Below are 16932 nucleotides of genomic sequence, written 5' to 3'. Positions count from 1 at the left end.
TCAGCTCTACTGAACAATAAAAATATACAGTATTGTCTACCCCCTCTTTGGTATGATTTTGGCACTTCATAAAGATAAGAAGGAATAGATTTGGCAACACCATATATAACAATAGGCTGTCCTACTAGTGGTGGCGGTCAAGTAATTTCAGGGAACAGCATGTTCCTAATCGACGGTATTCCCGTTGCCTGTGTCGGTGACAAAGCCACCTGCCCAACTCATAAAGTTGTTGCAACCATTGTGTCAGGCGACCCGTATATGCAGATCTTTGGGAAAGCTGCTGCCCGTGTTAACGACTCTCTTTCCTGTGGTTGTAAATTACTCCCTCAACAAAACTTAGTTGTTCAAGATAATGGTGGCGGTTCAACTCAAAGTTCGCCAGCGAGTAAAGCACAAGATAGTTTTGTTCCCCAGACTGACGAGCACGGAATTAAATTTCAGTTAAAAGATCAAGAAACTGGCAAACCACTTGCGCAACAATATTTTAAATTAAAAGGCCCTGACGGCACTGAAATCGAAGGGTTTACCGATAAAAGTGGTTTTACAGAGCTAATCAAAACAGGCACAGAAGCAAAAGAAATCGATTTAACAACTTTCGATTTATCTCAGCCAATGGATAAATGGGAATAAATGATGTCAGATAAAAATTTAAGAGATCCTTACAACCGACATTTATCAGATCAATCCCCAGCATGGGATGCTTATCCTCACGAAGAAAAAGTATGTGTTATAACCGAGCCTCTTTGTAACGACCATATCAAGATTCGTAATTATTATATGGCCCGACCTTATAACTTCATGATGAGTATCAACCAGTGGGCAGAGGTTAAAAATACCATTGAATTACTTATGGCAGTTAGATTTGGTATGGAATGGGATATGAATAAGTTTGATGATCGGCTTCTTTCCGATCCGGGCTTTCATACTCAAATGTATATTCGTTTCCATAATTATGTTCTAAAACATGCCATGAAAGAAGGCGCCCGTATAGTTGGAGAATTTCAACAGACAGCATTTAAAGTACGCTTTTTGAGTGCATTTGCAGTAGATGAACTTCTTGAATTACGAAATCTGAGCAAGTTTGATCAAGCTAAAGAAGTGTACGGAAAAATTGAAGACCTAAAGGATGCTTTTGCAAAGTTAAATGTCGCTACAGCAAGTGTTGATTTAACTAAATTACGAAGAAATAACGGACCTCTGTTTATTAATAGAGATATGTTTAAGAAGGTATTCAATCAGGATTACAACCCTAAAGTGATCCAGATTATGAAACAAAATAGAGAATATAACGGAGACCCGCACAGTGTTGGCGATCAACAACTTTTTTAAAAAACTTACTGTACCTTTATTATTACTTGCTATTAGTGGTTGTGCTAATACACAAGTAAGTAGTGACCGTGAAGCATTAGTAAATGCGACACGTGGAGCAGTGAATATGATCATTACAGATCATCGTGTTTACCAAAAAGCTTTAGCTTCTGAAACGAGTGAAGTAAAAAAGGCAATGATCTACTCAACTTTAGAAAAAGCAGATATTTTACGAACTTTTGAAACTGAAGCTGGAAAGGATTTTGTTATTGAAGAAAGTTTAAATACTCAAAAATTAAATGATTTGTGCTGGATGGCTAAATTTGTTAGACAGACTAAAAATGAGCTTCCATCTAAGGATCAGGCCATCTATAGCGATATCTTTACTTGGGTTGGTAAGAAGGAGCAATCTTGGTTAAAGAAGATTAATGATACTTATACCAAAGATGAGCTGGGACCTGACGATTGTCGTAAATAATGAGTCAATAAAAAAGCCACTTATCATAAGTGGCTTTTTTTTAAAGAATTTTGGTGAGGTGCAATCTGCTCAAAGATAAAGTAAGAGTGCTGTAATGAGGTCTTACTTTAAATCAGTGCAAAAAATTAAAGTTCTATTAGGGCACGGAGGCCTACTTATAAGAAAACAACTCATCATTAGGAGCTAGTTTTAGAAATATACTTAACATTAAGTTTTTCATAAATTTTTAATGCAGAATCTGCACTCCAAAAGAAAAACCATATAATACTTATGCAAATAAAAAACAGAGCCAATAAAAATAAGAATCCTATAGAATAAACAGTTGCATCGACTTGGATAGGATTAACATATGGAAGCCAAGTCAGTATATAAACAAATACATCATTTATATAAAGTATACCTAAGCTTAAAAAATACATAATCGCCAGAATAATATTAGTTTTTACTAATTGCTCTTTAGTAAAGTTTGTAACTAAATTAGGAGTACCTTCGATTACCTCTACCCTTATGAACTTTCGAGCCGTTATAACTTCCTCAATTACTGTAAAAAAACGCTGAGGATAATGCTCAATAATATAATCTACTTCATAATGCCCTACTTTATCTGAACCAACTAATAGCTGTGCAGCACAATCTTTTTCAATTTCAGATAATTCTTTTTGATAATATTTATTGACATAAATTTTAATTTCTTCAACTCTTTTTGAATAAAATTTGCGTCTATGAGTAAAACGTTTAGATTTATCTAACCAGACAAAAAGAGGAGCTATAGCCAAAAAAAATGGCAATAATTTTAGAATAGAGTCAATCATATTTCCCCATTTTACTTTAAATTTAAAAAGCCTATAAAATCAAAATCATAATTACTTTGTAAAAGTAAAATTAGTGTAACCAAAAACAATATCAAAGCAGCTAATATTGAAAAATACATTTTTATTTTAACGAAAAAAGCACTTCTATCTAGTTCATCTTTAATAACAGTTATTTGCATAGACTCATTTTCAAATTTTATAGATAAATTACTAAAGATACTCTCATAATCTCTCATCATAGCCACTAATATATTTCTTTGCCCCCAAATATTCATAATTAAAATAATTACAAGAATAAAAACTGTTATCAAAACAATATAGTTTTTTAAAAAATCCATCATAGGATTCTCAGAACTTATAACTTTTATTTGAGCGATAGCAAACCAAATAGCTGCTGGTATAGCTAGCATTTTAGTTGCAACAGAATCAAAAGATTCATTCATTTTCTTAATATATTCGGTTCTTTTTTCTAGATATTCTTTTCGAACTTTATCAAAACTATAATTTTCAGTATAGCTTTGATAACTTAAAAGTATATTTGAAAGTAATGCATTAAAATTTCTAATTAAATAACTTGCTCTTTGTTTCTCTTCTATATCTTTAACAAATAATACGACTTCTTTGCACATTAAGTTTATAATGGCTTCTTGATGTAGGTCTCTTTTTCTTAAATTTTCAAGTGTAGTAACATCAATTTTATAATCCAAATCCGTTTCATTAAATAAAAATATAAATTTTATAGGACGCTGGTAAAAAATTGTATTTGGCCAACTATTAGTACTTTCTGATAAAAAACTGATAAGTTCATAAATTTTATGTAAATTTAAATAATTTTTAAATCTTACATTAGACGTATTTTCATTAAAATATTCCTGATTTATAATAAAGAATAGACTTTTTATCGGCTTCCTAATAGCATATTCTGATTTTAGTAATTCAGACCAATTATTACATATTGCATAATCAAAATTGTTAGATAAATCACTTGTATGTAAAGTAATTTCACATCGAATGTTACTTTTAAAATATTTTTCCTCAATATCTTCTAAAGCAACTCCTCCTATGCTCTCCTCATCTATTACGCATTCCACACTACTATCAGCAAGCCCTTCATTAGCTAGCTGCTTAATTTTATTTAGACTATCCTGATCTAAAGATAACCAACCTGTAATTTGGTCATGACTAATCTCTCTATCATTTAAAGATAGAAAAATTTCACTAAAAATTTTAGCATAGTCAATCATTTATTTAGTCTTTATCTCTACAGGAAATTTAGTTATTAAATTTCCTTCGTTGTTTGATTTAATTTCTCCTCCTCCAATTCTTGACGTAATTTTTCAGGTAAATCACTTATTGATAATACACCATTTTCATATCTAAATTGATTTCCCAATAATTCACGTTCAAAGCTTAAGGAAAACTTATTATTTTTAAATGAAATCTTCTTGAAAGTTCGCAATGTTGTCTTATCAATTTGAATATATTCAGAAATCTTACGCTCATTACTAGCATAAGTAAGGAACTCTTCATCATGATCTGGAAAAATATGCTTTGCGATACTACTTAATAAAATTGTTTCATCAACTTTTTGTTTTTCAGTAATAAAGTTATGTACTTCTCTTAAATTTTTATCAATAGAGTCTTGATCCAAATTTAACGTATTTTTTGAAAATTCCTGGATTGCTTTTCTTAACTCTCTAGTTTCTGTTTGTGCAGCTTTTTTATCTAATTGGCAACCAAGGAAAGCCTCAAAATAATCGCGAATTTCAGCAGCGCGTCCAGCTTTGAACTTTACATATCGATGAGATAAATCTGATTTCCAATCTGAAATATTTATACTCGCCCCTAAATGTAACATGGATAAATTTAACAAATGACTGGCAACAAATTCTAACTCATTAGTCACGTCAGCACCTTTTGTTTTATTAACAATTGCTACGGCTAGACAAGTTTTATTCTTTATTTTATAAATATAGAATACTAAAAATCCACCTTTAACACTATTAAGCTTATTTTCCGCAATGATTGCTGCATAAATTTTTGATAACTCAATTGTCATCTCAACAAAATTAGAACAATTGGTATTTTCATCAAAATAATTTCTTAATGTCTGCTCAAATGCTGGTTCTAACTCAGGGTTACCTTCTAAAGCAAATTCGCCATAGTTTAAGTTTGAGTTAATAAAAAGTTCTAAAAGATTATTTTTCAATTCATCTTCAAGAGAAAATAAATCATTTTCCTGTTGTTTATAATTTATAAGTAATGGGCTACCATCCTTGATACGACGAACCTCATGAATAATAATATTTTGAATTTCCATACTGTCCTCAAAAATTTTTGAAATTATTATAATTTATACAACTTCGTTGCAACATTGTAACTAATTTAGTTAAACTGTAAAGACTAATTACACTACCAGATCCTAAAAATCAAAAGCCTAATCTATTATTAGGCTTATAGAATTTAATTCTTTACTCTTTTTTAGCAGTTTCCTCACTTGTATGGATTTCAGCCTTTTTATGTTTAGGTATATCTAAAACTACAGAGGTTTGTTCAACAACTTTCCCCAAAAGTTGGGTGATATTATTAGGCAAATCTTTCATCTTCTGATTGAAATTTTGATCTTGCTCATCTTTACCAAAGTAAACATCTACTAATTTTTCATGTATTTCTTCTTTTTTAGTATCTGACATATCAGCTATGAATGATTTAAGAGCAGTTAAACGAAGGAAAATACCTTCATTCTTTTTCCAATACACATAACTCTTTGAAGCTAATCTAGATGTAAATGTTATAGTTGAAAAAATAAGAATAGAGAAAAGCAACCTTATTCCTAAATAAGTTAAATCTAATGAGGTATAATTACCATTATGTTTTACTGCAAAATCACTCAAACTAGAATATGAAAAATATAAAGCAAAACTGATAATAGCCAGACTCATAAAATTAAAAAAGTAATAAGCTCTCATTTCCCATAAAGCTTTAGATTTATAATCATTCGTTAATTTAATAGATGTCTCATCACTAATGAAATCTTTAAAGCTCTGTGATGTATTTTGAATTGAATTAAGTTCAGTTTTAATCAATACATCTGTTTCACTTAACTCTTTTGTAAAATCCTCAACTACACCAACCATATCACTACGTATTTTTTCCTCAACTTTATATGCCCTTAATAGTAGTTCAGCTTCAAACTCACCTACTCTCTTATTAAACTCGTTATTTAAATTAAAAATATTTGAATTTATTTCAGTAAGCCGACCATATATCCCTTTTACTTCTTCGCTCACTTTTAAATATGATTTATTTAAATCATCCAAATCATCATTAGCAATATTATATTTAGATAAAACAGATTTTATTTTATTTTCATAGGAAACAAAATTTATATCAATTTCTTTCTTTTTTTCATTTATATAACTATAAAAATTGTTTTCCAATGCAACCATTCGTTCAGAGCTTGATTTATTTTTACCCTTGATTTCTCTATAGAATTTCAAAAAATCCAATCTTAATTTATTTAATTTCTCCCAAGAATCCATAATCATTTTATAAAATTGCACATTATCTTCGAAGAATTTGTGTTCTAAATAGTTAAATTCTAACGACCCCAATCTTTCATTAAGATTATAATTATATTTTTTTATTAGATTATAATCTTCTTCACTTACATGGTTACTAATTAAAATACTATCTCTTTCATTACTCCCCCAAGAATTAAATCCTCCTAAATATCCATTAAAATTACCTCGATTAATATTTTTTAAATTTGCCCTTAAAAGAGCAAATTCTTTTTTTAACTTTATTACTGCTTCCACATATAGCTCGCCAACCTCCTTATCACGCAACATAGAAATATACTCTTCCACTATATTCTTATATCTTTCTACTTTTTCTATTGAAATATTCAATTCTTCGAACATTTTTCCCCCTTATTTTCCTTAAACAATATTTCTGATTTTACAATAATTAGTTTTATTTTTAAATCTTCAATATTACTTCTTAACTAATATCTTATTAATATTTTTCTTTACTCATATAATTAAAAATAAAGTTATAAATTTTCTTTTATTTAACTCACCAATTAATCCCTTAAAAAGAAAAAACCCCGAAACTTACGTTTCAGGGCTTTTCACGAATTTTGGTGGAGATGGCGGGAGTTGAACCCGCGTCCGCCAGCATTACGCTCGAGAATACTACATGCTTAGATATCGTCTATTGTTTTAACACCTTGTGACCCGACGAACAGGGTACAAGTTGCGATCCTCTAAGTTTGGTATAAAGCCCCGAGGCTTGACTCTATACGGACTTGTGTGCGTGCGCTACGGTCGGGTTCCTAAACCACAAGTATTCTAGGAAGCGGACAAACTGCCCTTAGGCAGCTAGAGCGTAAGTTTCGTCGTTTGCGACTAAAATATGCAAATTTGATTTACGAGAGAAAATGCGCTCTCGGCATGCATCTATGAGTTTCATCACCAGCGTCGAAGCCAATAACATCCCCATGAATGTATGAGCATCATAGCATAACTAAAATAAAATACTGTGCATTTTATCAACAGTCCGCTACTGATGAACATATTTACATAATGGAGAGCCTTTTGTTTTTTTCAAGGGTCACATAAAAAAGCTGCCAAACATGACAACTTTTTTTAAAGTTTGGTCTATAAGGCACCATTGCCTAACACAATACCTTCACGGCGTGGGTCTACCCCACCCGCGTATTTACTTTGATTATTAATATTTACTTTCATAATCGTTGAAATACCACTGGTTTGCGCAGTGTTGGCAACGCCATGCCCTTTTGCTTTTAAACCTTCAATCAAATCAAGCAAAGAAAGCTGCACATTCGAGCTATCTACATTGGTGTTTTTGCTATTGGTCGCACCAAAGTTAACAAGCGAAGTCGCCTGCTGTGCGTTTAAGTTCCAGTCTAGTGCACCCACCAAAGTTTTAACCACATATTGAATGATGGTACCGCCCCCTGGTGAACCTGTTGCCATATAAAACTCATCTGGCGTGGTGCCTTTAAACACTAACGTTGGCGCCATGGTACTTCGTGGGCGTTTGCCACCTTCCACACGGTTAGCAACCAGTGCCCCAGTGCTATCAAGTGGGTTCGCGCTAAAGTCAGTTAACTGGTTTGACAGCAAGAAACCATCGACCATGTGGAATGAACCCATACTCGATTCAACAGTCGATGTCATTGAAACCACATTGCCATAGGCATCTACAATCGTGAACTGAGTTGTTCCGTGTTCAACAGTGGTGTCGACACCCGAAGCTTGATTGAAATTACCCGCTGGCGCAACGCCCATACTTTGGTTCGGGTTAATCAATGCTGCACGTTGTTTTAAGTAATTTTTATCAATAAAGCTTGGAATACCCTGAGCTGGTAAAGCGACAAAATCAGTATCAGCCACGTATTTATCACGGTCGGCGTAGGCCAAACGCTCTGCTTCAGCCACTAAATGCACGCCCATTACATCTGGCACACCCCCTTCATTTTCAGGGTTTTTAGGTGGATAAAGCGACATATCAAAGTTTTCTAAAATACCTAGCGTTTGCGCAACCGCAATCCCTCCCGAAGATGGAGGCGGCATGGTACAAACATAGTAACGGTCACGGTACGTCGTACAAATCGGGTCGCGTTTTTTCACCTCATAGTTCGATAAATCCTGCAAGGTCATTAGACTTGGGGTAATTGGAGTTCGTGCTGGGTCATCCCCAAATGGTTGTGCAGCTTTGGTTACAATCGCTTGGGCAATCGGCCCAGTGTGCAGTGCATTTGCGCCTTGCGCGGCAAGGGCTTCTAGGGTTTTTACATAAGCCTTATTGGTCATGGTCTCACCGACTTTACGTGGTGAACCATCTGAATGAAAATAGGTTGCCATTGCATTTGCATCAAGCGCTAAGCTGTTTGCATTACTTGCAATCGCATCTGCCAAACGCCCCGGAATACGGAAACCGTTGTCAGCTAAACCAATCGCTTCACCAAAAAGCTGGTTCCACTTAAGCTTGCCATGTTCTTGTTGTGCTTGTTCAAGCAAACGCATCACACCCGGCACACCAATCGAGCGACCACTACGACGCGCGCTTGGTACAGGTGTTGGTGAATTTGGGTCATATATATCTTGGCGAATTAAATAATATTCGTTAGCTGCGGCTGGTGCGGTTTCACGGCCATCATAAGCCGTGACTTTTTTGGTTTTGGCGTCGTAATACATCATAAAACCACTACCCGCAATCGTGCTCGATTGAGGTTCAACCAAACCGAGCACCGCTTGTACGGCAACGGCTGCATCGACTGCACTACCGCCTGCTCTTAAAACATCACAACCTGCTTTTACCGCAAGTGGCGTGTTTGCCACCACCATATATTTATCTGCGTATTTAACCGTGTTACCAAGTCTATAACCCGATGCACCTTCAGGCGCGGCTGGGTCACCATTTTGGTTTGAACCGACCACCACGTTTGAACCGTCTTGTGCCAGTTTGCTACAACTGGTCGGGTCATTATCAACAATTAAATTGGGCGGGGTTGTATTTGAATCATCCTTGGGCTGATCTGACGAGGAGTCATCTCCACATCCTTGTAATAAACCGACTGCTAATAAACTACTGAACAAAAATGAATATCTTTTATTCATGTGATAACTCCAATATATACGCCTGCCTATCCATGCAATTGCCATGCAAGCTTCTTTGTTTTCAGGTATTAAGTTTTTTTAATCTTTGATAAAAATAAGGTTTTATAATATTGAATGTTTCAGAGCGTTTTATCCTATGCCCTGTCTTATGCCTCCTTGCTTGATATCACACTCTTTTATAACTGATTTGCCCGATTCTGGCATGCTTTATTTAGTGAAATACAGGCAAAATCTGCCATTTGCAGATGCAGTTTATTTTTTAGTGGACCTAAAAAAAGCACCTCCGAAGAGATGCTTTTTTGTGTTTAGTGAGAAGGCATTCCGCTGACATCTCCTTTGGGTTTTGGACACAGCCAAATGACCAGCCCCGCAAAGACAAACACCATCGCAAACAGCAAAAATACATGGTTTGCCGACATGGTAATGGCTTCTTTATCGACGAGGTTTGAAATGATTCCTAAGGTCGAGTCAGCCGTAAAACCATTTTGCAAAAGGTTATTTTGAACTTCGGCAGTATTTAGGTTTGACACCATTTCACTACGCGCAACTTTGGCGTGGTCGTCCCACACCGTGACTGCAATTGAAGCACCAATTGCCCCTGCCATAGTTCTTAAAAAGTTCATTAGACCCGCAGCAGATGCAATTTCTTGCTGCAACACCGAACCGAGTGCAATGTTTGACAGTGGAATAAAGAAGAACGGTACGGCAAAGCCTTGCAATATTTGCGGCCAAGCCAGCGCCATAAAGTCGGCATCTGTGGTCCAGAATGCTCGCATTAAGGTCACGGCACCCAGCAAAATCAGGCCAAAACTCGCAAGTGCTCGTGGGTCATGTTTGGTCGAAAGCTTCGCCACAATCGGTGACATGGTCAAACTACCAAAGCCCATAGTTGCAGTTAAATAGCCAGCCCATGTGGCGGTATAGGAAAGGTTCATTTGCAGCCACTGCGGAATCAGTACAATACTGCCAAAGAACGCTCCAAAGCCCAGCGACAGTGCTAACACTGAAATAGCAAAGCCCCTATGCCTGAATACCTTCACATCCACCACGGGGTGCTTATCGGTCAGCTCCCATATGAGGAACACCACAAAGCCAATGACGGCGGTTAAAGCGAGTACCACAATGCTGGTGCTGTTAAACCAGTCGCGTTCGTGCCCTAAATCGAGCATGAGCTGTAGTGCACCAATCCACAGAATTAACAAACCTAAACCGACCGTATCGATTCTTAAAGAAATGGTTTCTGTTTCGGCTGGTTTGAGCAAACGGATTGCCGCTAAAACACAAATAATGCCGACCGGAATGTTAATAAAGAAAATCCAGTGCCAAGACAGGTTGTCACTAATCAGACCACCTAAAATTGGCCCTAAAATTGGTCCAACAACAGTGGTCATTGCCCATAGGCCCATCGCCTGTGCATGCTTTTCTTTAGGGAAAATACGCATGAGCAAGGTTTGGCTGAGTGGCATAAGTGGGCCACCGCATAGACCTTGTCCAATACGGAAAAACACCAGCATTCCTAAGGAATTTGCTAGGCCGCACAAGAATGAAAAAATGGTGAAACCAATCAGGCCAAAAATAAAGACTCGGACGGTTCCAAAACGGCCCGCAAGCCAACCCGTTAAGGGTACACAAATCGCCTCTGCAACTGCATAGGAGGTAACAACCCATGTCCCTTGTGTACTTGAAACAGCAAGGTTACCGGTAATGTGTGGTACAGATACGTTGGCAATGGTCGTATCGAGTACGACCATAAAGTTCGACAAGGCAATAACAAACGCTGCCAGTAATAAACGGCCACCGCTCAGCTCGGCAAAAGGTGTTTGCGTTTTCATAAGCGTTTACTTCGCAGATAAGTCGACTTTTGCTTCCATCGACAAGCCAACACGCAGTGGGTGTTCAGCAAGTTCTTTCGGGTCAAGTGCAATACGTACTGGTAAGCGTTGAACCACTTTAATCCAGTTACCTGTTGCGTTTTGAGCCGGAATTAAGGCAAAGGCAGAGCCTGTACCACCAGAGAAGCCCATCACTTTGCCGTGATATTCAACATCATCACCATATAAATCTGAAGTAAGTGTAACGATTTGACCCGGACGGACTTTTTTCAACTGACTTTCTTTAAAGTTTGCATCTACATATAAATCGTTGAGCGGCACAATCATCATCATGCTGGTGCCTGGTGCAACGCGTTGCCCTACTTGAATATTACGTCGAGCCACTACACCATCGACTGGTGCACGTATTACGGTACGTTCCAAATCAAGCTGAGCTTGTTCAACATGTGCTTGTGCAACTTGTACATCGGGTGTTGAAGTCTCGCTTACACCCTGAATTAAAGCTTCGTTCGCTGCAAAAGTGCTTTCGGCAGCTTTACGGCTTGAAGATGCTTGCGCTAAACCTGCTTTGGCAAGCTCTAGCCCTGCTTTGGCTGTTTCAACTGCACTTTGTGATTTAGTGAGTTCTTCTTTAGACACTGCACCAGATGCGGCAAGTTGCGCACGGCGATTCAGCTCTAAAGCAGCTCTGTCGTAGTCGGCCTGTGCTTGAGCAACTTGTGCTTTGGCACTGGTAATTTCGTCGGCACGCACCACAACTTGAGAGTTTAAAGAGCTACTGTTTGCTGCAGTTTGTTTGTATTGGCGTTTTGCTTTGGCGAGTTCTGCCTCAGCTTGAGCCAGTGCAATTTTGGCATCACGATCATCAATACGAACCAACACGTCACCACGATGTACCGTTTGGGTATCTTTTACCACAACCTGAGCGACCTGACCGCTCACCATTGAAGTGATTTGAGCCGTTTCTGCACCGACATAGGCATTATCCGTACTCACGGAATGATTTAAAAATAATGCCCAGATTGCATATAAAACAGCGGCGATCAATAAAATCAGCGCAAAAAAACCAAGAAATTTTTTGCGCTTGTTTTGATTGTTGTCATCCGAGGCAGATGTTGTTGGCACTGTTTCTTGTACATTGCTTTGTGCATCAGTCATGGTATGTTCCTAAAGATGGGTTGGCTTTGCCATCAATCTCGCACTACACCTTGTTATAGAGTTTTTATTTTTCTATAAACAAGACATACCGCATTGTCAAAGGAGCTAATTTTAACGCTAAAACCTCATGATATGAGAATAAAAAATTATAACTAATGCGTTCGTTCTAATTAAATTAATGTTTATCTCAAAGTTTTTGTGAAAATTCCCGCTTTTCAAACACTAAAAAAAGCGCACTTGGCGCTTTTTAACTACTTAAATGAGCAATTTAATAGGCGTATGAAGCAATACCCGCAGCAATTGCTTTGCCTTCATCATTGACCATGGTCATGCGCATGGTACAGCCCTTGCGACCTAAACGCAGAACTTCAGCACGGGCAATAAAGTATTTACCACGCCCCGGCGCCAGATAATCGACACGCATGTCGACAGTTGCCAAACGCGATACTTGCTTAATGGTCTCGGTTAGAGTTTCCGGCGTTGAACGGCGATATAGGTGTTCCATTGCCACAATACCGCCAATGCTATCGAGCAAGGTTGCAGCAACTCCACCATGCAAAATCTGAAATGCCAGATTGCCAATCAGGTCAGGTTGCATCTCGATATAGCCTTCAATCTGCCCGTCCACCACACGCATAATCATTCCACTATGCTTAAAAAAAGGAGAGCTATTAAACGCCTTACATAATTGCTTAAGAACTACATTCAGGTCAGTTTTTGCACCTAAATGAATGCTCCCAGTCCAATTTTTCTTTTCATCACTCATACGTTGCCTAAATTTAAAAGCATGATAAACACCCATAATTTTGTACAAATCCAGCATTATGGGGCTACAATACAGCAGTCGGTTGACAGTAATGGAATATCCGCCAACCTATCCTAGTGTAATACCGAACATCGAGATTGTTATGACTTATACGTTCAATCGTCCTGCATTTCCAGCCACTCGCATGCGCCGTATTCGTAAAAATGACCAGTTGCGTGCGATGGTCAGCGAAACACAGCTCACTACCAATCACTTGATTTATCCAGTATTTGTATTACCGGGACAAAATCAGACCCAAGATATTCCAAGTATGCCAAACATTCAGCGTTTGTCGGCAGATTTATTACTGAAAAAAGCTGAAAGACTTCTGGAATTGGGCGTATCAAAACTGGCTCTTTTTCCAGTTACCCCGCAAGAAGATAAAAGCCTGACCGCAGAAGCTGCATGGCATGAAGATGGTTTAGTCCAAACCACCTGCCGTTTACTTAAAAAAGAATTACCAGAAATGGTGTTAATTACTGATGGCGCACTCGACCCATACACGACTCATGGTCAAGATGGCATTATTGATGACACTGGCTATGTGCTGAATGACGAGACCGTAGAATGCTTGATTAAACAAGCGTTAAGTCACGCTGAAGCAGGTGCTGATGTAGTTGCACCAAGTGACATGATGGATGGCCGTATTGGTGCTATTCGTCAAGCTTTAGAAGCCAATGGTCACATCTATACCAACATCATGGCCTACTCTGCGAAATATGCGTCGAGCTTCTATGGCCCGTTCCGTGATGCTGTTGGCTCTGCATCCAACCTCAAAGGTGGTAATAAATATAACTACCAGATGGACTTTGCCAACCGTGCCGAAGCTTTACATGAAATCGCGCTTGATATTCAAGAAGGCGCCGACATGGTCATTGTAAAACCGGGCATGCCATATCTGGATGTGGTACGTGAAGTGAAAGATACCTTTGGTGTTCCGACATTCATTTACCAAGTGAGTGGCGAATACGCGATGTTAGCTGGCGCAATTCAAAATGGCTGGTTATCAGAATCAGTGATTTTAGAATCACTCATGTGCTGCCGCCGTGCTGGTGCAGATGGAATCTGGACTTACTTTGCAGAAACTGCTGCCGAAAAACTCAAGGAAATGAACTAAGTTCGCAGAGAAAGGATAACACTGCATGCATATTGCAATCATTGGCGCGGGCATTAGTGGATTGATGTCTGCGCTGGAGTTGGTTGAACAAGGCTGTACCGTCAGCATTTTCGATCAACAACAAGCGGGACAAGCAGCCTCTTGGGCTGGCGGAGGCATTCTCTCTCCGATGTACCCTTGGCGCTATGTGCATGCAGTGAACCAACTCGCTCAATTTGGTAAAGCCTCTTATCAAGCATGGAACCAAAAACTCTCCCCTGTTACAGGGATTGATTTTGAAATTCATGACACAGGCATGCTAATTTTTGATGAAGAAGATTTTGACGTCGGACTTTCCTATGCAAATCAACATCAAGAACCCATGCAGCGCTGCGAATATTTACAGAGAGATGCCTTAGAGCAAGTCAATCCACATATTTCCGATCAGTTTCAACAAGCCATTTATTTCCCTGAACTATCTAATATTCGTAATCCACGCGTTTTACAGTCTCTGATTAGTTATTTAAAACAACATCCAAATGTTGAGTTTTTTGAACACGCTGCTGTTAAAAAACTAATTCAACATGGCGATGTGATACAAGCGCTCCAAACCGAAGATGGTCGCAAATATACAGCAGATCATTTTGTAATAACTTCGGGCGCTTGGAGCCATTACTGGAACTCACAATTACAACTCGAAATTCCAGTCGAACCTGTTCAAGGTCAAATGCTATTATTTAAAACCCCTGCTCACTGGCTACCGACCATGTGTATGAATCGAGTCATGTATCTGATTCCTCGTATGGACGGTCATATTGTTTGTGGGTCTAGCATGGCGCATCGTGGTTTTGACACTTCTACCGACGAAACCACCCAGCACAATATTTTAGAAGCGTGTTTAGAAATAGTGCCTGAACTGGCCGATTTCCCGATCGTACATCGCTGGGCAGGCCTCAGACCAAGTTCACCAAATGGTGTTCCGTACATTGGCAAAATGCCTGAAATGGACAACCTCTGGGCAAACTTCGGTCATTTTAGAAATGGGTTATGTATGGGTGCAGGCTCTGCACAATTACTCCGTCAGCTTATGCTGGGTCAACCAACCTTAGTTGATGCCAAAGCATATTCACCAGAGCGTTTGCAAAATAAAGTCTTAGCCTGACGCCAATATATTCTCTAAAGCCATTTTTAGTTGAGGATAAGCAAATTCAAATCCTTCTGCTTGCAGGGCTTCGGGTTTAACGTATTGACCATTCAAAATCAATTGCGACTGTTCCCCTAACAAACAGCGAAAAACCGTGCTTGGTGCCGACAACAGTGGTTTCTTATTGAGTACCGCAGCAGCTTGTTCAATAAATACCTTTTGGGTCACATTTTCTGGCGCCACTACATTATGGATCTGAGCAGATTGAGGATGCTGAAATATAAACTCGATTGCGTTTAACACGTCTTCAATGTGTACCCAAACCACAGGCTGACGACCATGACCAATTTGACCAACTAGGTGGAGTCGAATAGGAAACAACATTTTAGGCAAAATACCACCGCCCTGCCCAAACACCACACCTAAACGAATAATTTTAGTATTTTGCTGAGTATCTGCTAACGCTGCGTGTTCCCACTCTTGGCAAAGCTGAGACATAAAAATAGGCTGTGGTGAACTTTTTTCGGTGCACACCTCTGCCCACTTTTCTTCAACATCTATACCGTAATAGCCAATCGCCGAGCCAGACACAATCACTTCTGGGAAAATTTCAGACTGCTTGAGCCATGCATACAGTTTTCGGGTCGTGTTTACTCGGCTTTCAATCAATTGTTTTTTACGTGACTCGGTCCAACGTTTTTCGCCAATATTTGCACCCGCCAAATTCACGACATAGTCAATTTGACGTGTTGAAATATCTTCAAATTTTTGTACCCACTGTAAAGCAGGATGGTCAGATTCCTTCCCAGCCTGCCGCGTCACAGCAATCACGTTATAATTTTTTTGTAGTAGGAACTTAATTAAATGAGTTCCTATAAAGCCACTAGCACCAGTGATTAATACATTCTTATTCATATTTCCTCCAAAACTGAGGACACAAGTTTTAGTTAATTATATAAGAATCATTTATATTTAATCGTAGCGGTTTCTGTAGTGATCTATTACACATTAAACATTTTGCTTGCCATTCGCTGTGCCTGTTTCCCATAAAACCAGTAGGTAATCAAATAAAGCGGGATCGCTAACATTAAAAGCATAATGAGCATAATGCTTAAAAACTGAGGCTGTTTGAGGTAAAGCATAAAGTTCTGCAAAATCTCTGGGTCTTTTCTTGCAAATAAAAACAGGCCGAATAAAACACCACACAAGTTATAGCCCCAAAAAATCAGGGTAAAACCTAAAGTAAATTTCTTTTTTTCTTGTACAGTTGGTGCACGGCGCTCTTTCTTTAAAAATTTAAACAGGACAAAAATCATTGCGCCTAAATATGGAACGGCTGTTAAAATACCACCTACACTCGCTGGTAATAGTGCTGCAACCACACCTACAATTAAGGTGAGTCCTATGCATAAAGCAAAAAACCAGAGAAAGTAAGAGCGTAATTTGGTCATCTTTTTGCCTAATTTATGGGTTCAAAAAATAATTATAAATTTTTTTCGATTTTTTTTCATTTTTCTGTCAACCAATCCGAATCTCTTGACGTTATATAGGGTAATAAGGTCGCAGCAACCGAATACTTCCTTTGCACGGCATCCGCAAAATTGTATCGGTGACCTTTCATTACGACTCTTTTCTTCCTTCAGATTAGGTTT

At 38.2% G+C, this 16932-nt stretch carries 15 protein-coding genes and 1 other RNA gene; 5 read left to right on the top strand and 11 right to left on the bottom strand.

Features of this window, described 5'->3' with window-relative positions:
- Positions 1-90 precede the first annotated feature (90 nt).
- The 3 genes from ASF86_RS00250 to ASF86_RS00240 are packed head-to-tail and all read left to right on the top strand — an operon-like array spanning position 91 to position 1786.
- Complete coding sequence (locus ASF86_RS00250) at positions 91-630, top strand: PAAR domain-containing protein (protein ID WP_056478394.1); 540 nt, start codon at positions 91-93, stop codon at positions 628-630.
- A gap of 3 nt (positions 631-633) precedes the next feature.
- On the top strand, positions 634-1329 hold the full coding sequence (locus ASF86_RS00245; RefSeq protein ID WP_056481689.1) for a hypothetical protein: 696 nt from the start codon (positions 634-636) through the stop codon (positions 1327-1329).
- A complete protein-coding gene (locus ASF86_RS00240) occupies positions 1304-1786 on the top strand; it encodes a hypothetical protein (protein WP_056478392.1) in 483 nt (160 codons plus the stop codon). Before ASF86_RS00245 ends, ASF86_RS00240 begins: the two co-directional genes overlap by 26 nt.
- A 176-nt stretch (positions 1787-1962) precedes the next feature.
- On the opposite strand, the gene ASF86_RS00235 is transcribed toward ASF86_RS00240, so the two are convergent.
- From ASF86_RS00235 to ASF86_RS00200, 9 genes are all read right to left on the bottom strand, one after another.
- A complete protein-coding gene (locus tag ASF86_RS00235) occupies positions 1963-2598 on the bottom strand; it encodes a hypothetical protein (RefSeq protein ID WP_056478391.1) in 636 nt (211 codons plus the stop codon).
- Positions 2599-2609: 11 nt separating this feature from the next.
- Positions 2610-3842 (bottom strand): hypothetical protein, encoded by a 1233-nt coding sequence (locus tag ASF86_RS00230; RefSeq protein ID WP_056478389.1) that lies wholly within the window; start codon positions 3840-3842, stop codon positions 2610-2612.
- A gap of 35 nt (positions 3843-3877) precedes the next feature.
- Positions 3878-4918, bottom strand: a complete 1041-nt coding sequence (locus ASF86_RS00225) for a nucleoid-associated protein (RefSeq protein ID WP_056478387.1) — start codon at positions 4916-4918, stop codon at positions 3878-3880.
- A gap of 151 nt (positions 4919-5069) precedes the next feature.
- Positions 5070-6521, bottom strand: coding sequence for a hypothetical protein (locus ASF86_RS00220; protein WP_056478385.1), 1452 nt, complete (start codon positions 6519-6521; stop codon positions 5070-5072).
- Positions 6522-6740: 219 nt separating this feature from the next.
- Positions 6741-7099, bottom strand: a transfer-messenger RNA (tmRNA) gene (gene ssrA / locus ASF86_RS18815).
- Between the two features lie 160 nt (positions 7100-7259).
- Positions 7260-9245: a gamma-glutamyltransferase family protein gene (locus ASF86_RS00215; RefSeq protein WP_056478383.1), complete on the bottom strand. Its 1986-nt coding sequence runs from the start codon at positions 9243-9245 to the stop codon at positions 7260-7262.
- Positions 9246-9550: 305 nt separating this feature from the next.
- Complete coding sequence (locus ASF86_RS00210) at positions 9551-11077, bottom strand: DHA2 family efflux MFS transporter permease subunit (RefSeq protein WP_005042591.1); 1527 nt, start codon at positions 11075-11077, stop codon at positions 9551-9553.
- A 6-nt stretch (positions 11078-11083) separates the two neighbouring features.
- Positions 11084-12235, bottom strand: coding sequence for an EmrA/EmrK family multidrug efflux transporter periplasmic adaptor subunit (locus ASF86_RS00205; protein ID WP_056478381.1), 1152 nt, complete (start codon positions 12233-12235; stop codon positions 11084-11086).
- Between the two features lie 268 nt (positions 12236-12503).
- Positions 12504-13001 carry a thioesterase family protein gene (locus ASF86_RS00200; RefSeq protein WP_004641674.1) on the bottom strand — a complete coding sequence of 166 codons (498 nt, stop codon included), beginning with the start codon at positions 12999-13001 and terminating at the stop codon, positions 12504-12506.
- Between the two features lie 142 nt (positions 13002-13143).
- On the opposite strand from ASF86_RS00200, the gene hemB reads away from it, so the two are divergent.
- On the top strand, positions 13144-14157 hold the full coding sequence (gene hemB, locus ASF86_RS00195) for a porphobilinogen synthase (RefSeq protein WP_004641673.1): 1014 nt from the start codon (positions 13144-13146) through the stop codon (positions 14155-14157).
- 25 nt (positions 14158-14182) lie between these two features.
- Positions 14183-15298: an NAD(P)/FAD-dependent oxidoreductase gene (locus ASF86_RS00190; RefSeq protein WP_056478379.1), complete on the top strand. Its 1116-nt coding sequence runs from the start codon at positions 14183-14185 to the stop codon at positions 15296-15298.
- On the opposite strand, the gene ASF86_RS00185 is transcribed toward ASF86_RS00190, so the two are convergent.
- The gene (locus tag ASF86_RS00185) at positions 15290-16195 is read right to left on the bottom strand and encodes a TIGR01777 family oxidoreductase (protein ID WP_056478378.1); all 906 of its coding nucleotides are present in this window, start codon (positions 16193-16195) and stop codon (positions 15290-15292) included. The genes ASF86_RS00190 and ASF86_RS00185 overlap by 9 nt on opposite strands.
- Before the next feature lie 86 nt (positions 16196-16281).
- The gene (locus ASF86_RS00180; RefSeq protein ID WP_004641670.1) at positions 16282-16731 is read right to left on the bottom strand and encodes an ABZJ_00895 family protein; all 450 of its coding nucleotides are present in this window, start codon (positions 16729-16731) and stop codon (positions 16282-16284) included.
- Positions 16732-16932: the final 201 nt, after the last annotated feature.

The sequence above is a fragment of the Acinetobacter sp. Leaf130 genome (genome assembly GCF_001423205.1).
Taxonomy (GTDB): domain Bacteria; phylum Pseudomonadota; class Gammaproteobacteria; order Pseudomonadales; family Moraxellaceae; genus Acinetobacter; species Acinetobacter calcoaceticus.
Note: the sequence above shows the minus strand (reverse complement) of the source record. Positions and strands in the feature narration are given on the sequence as shown.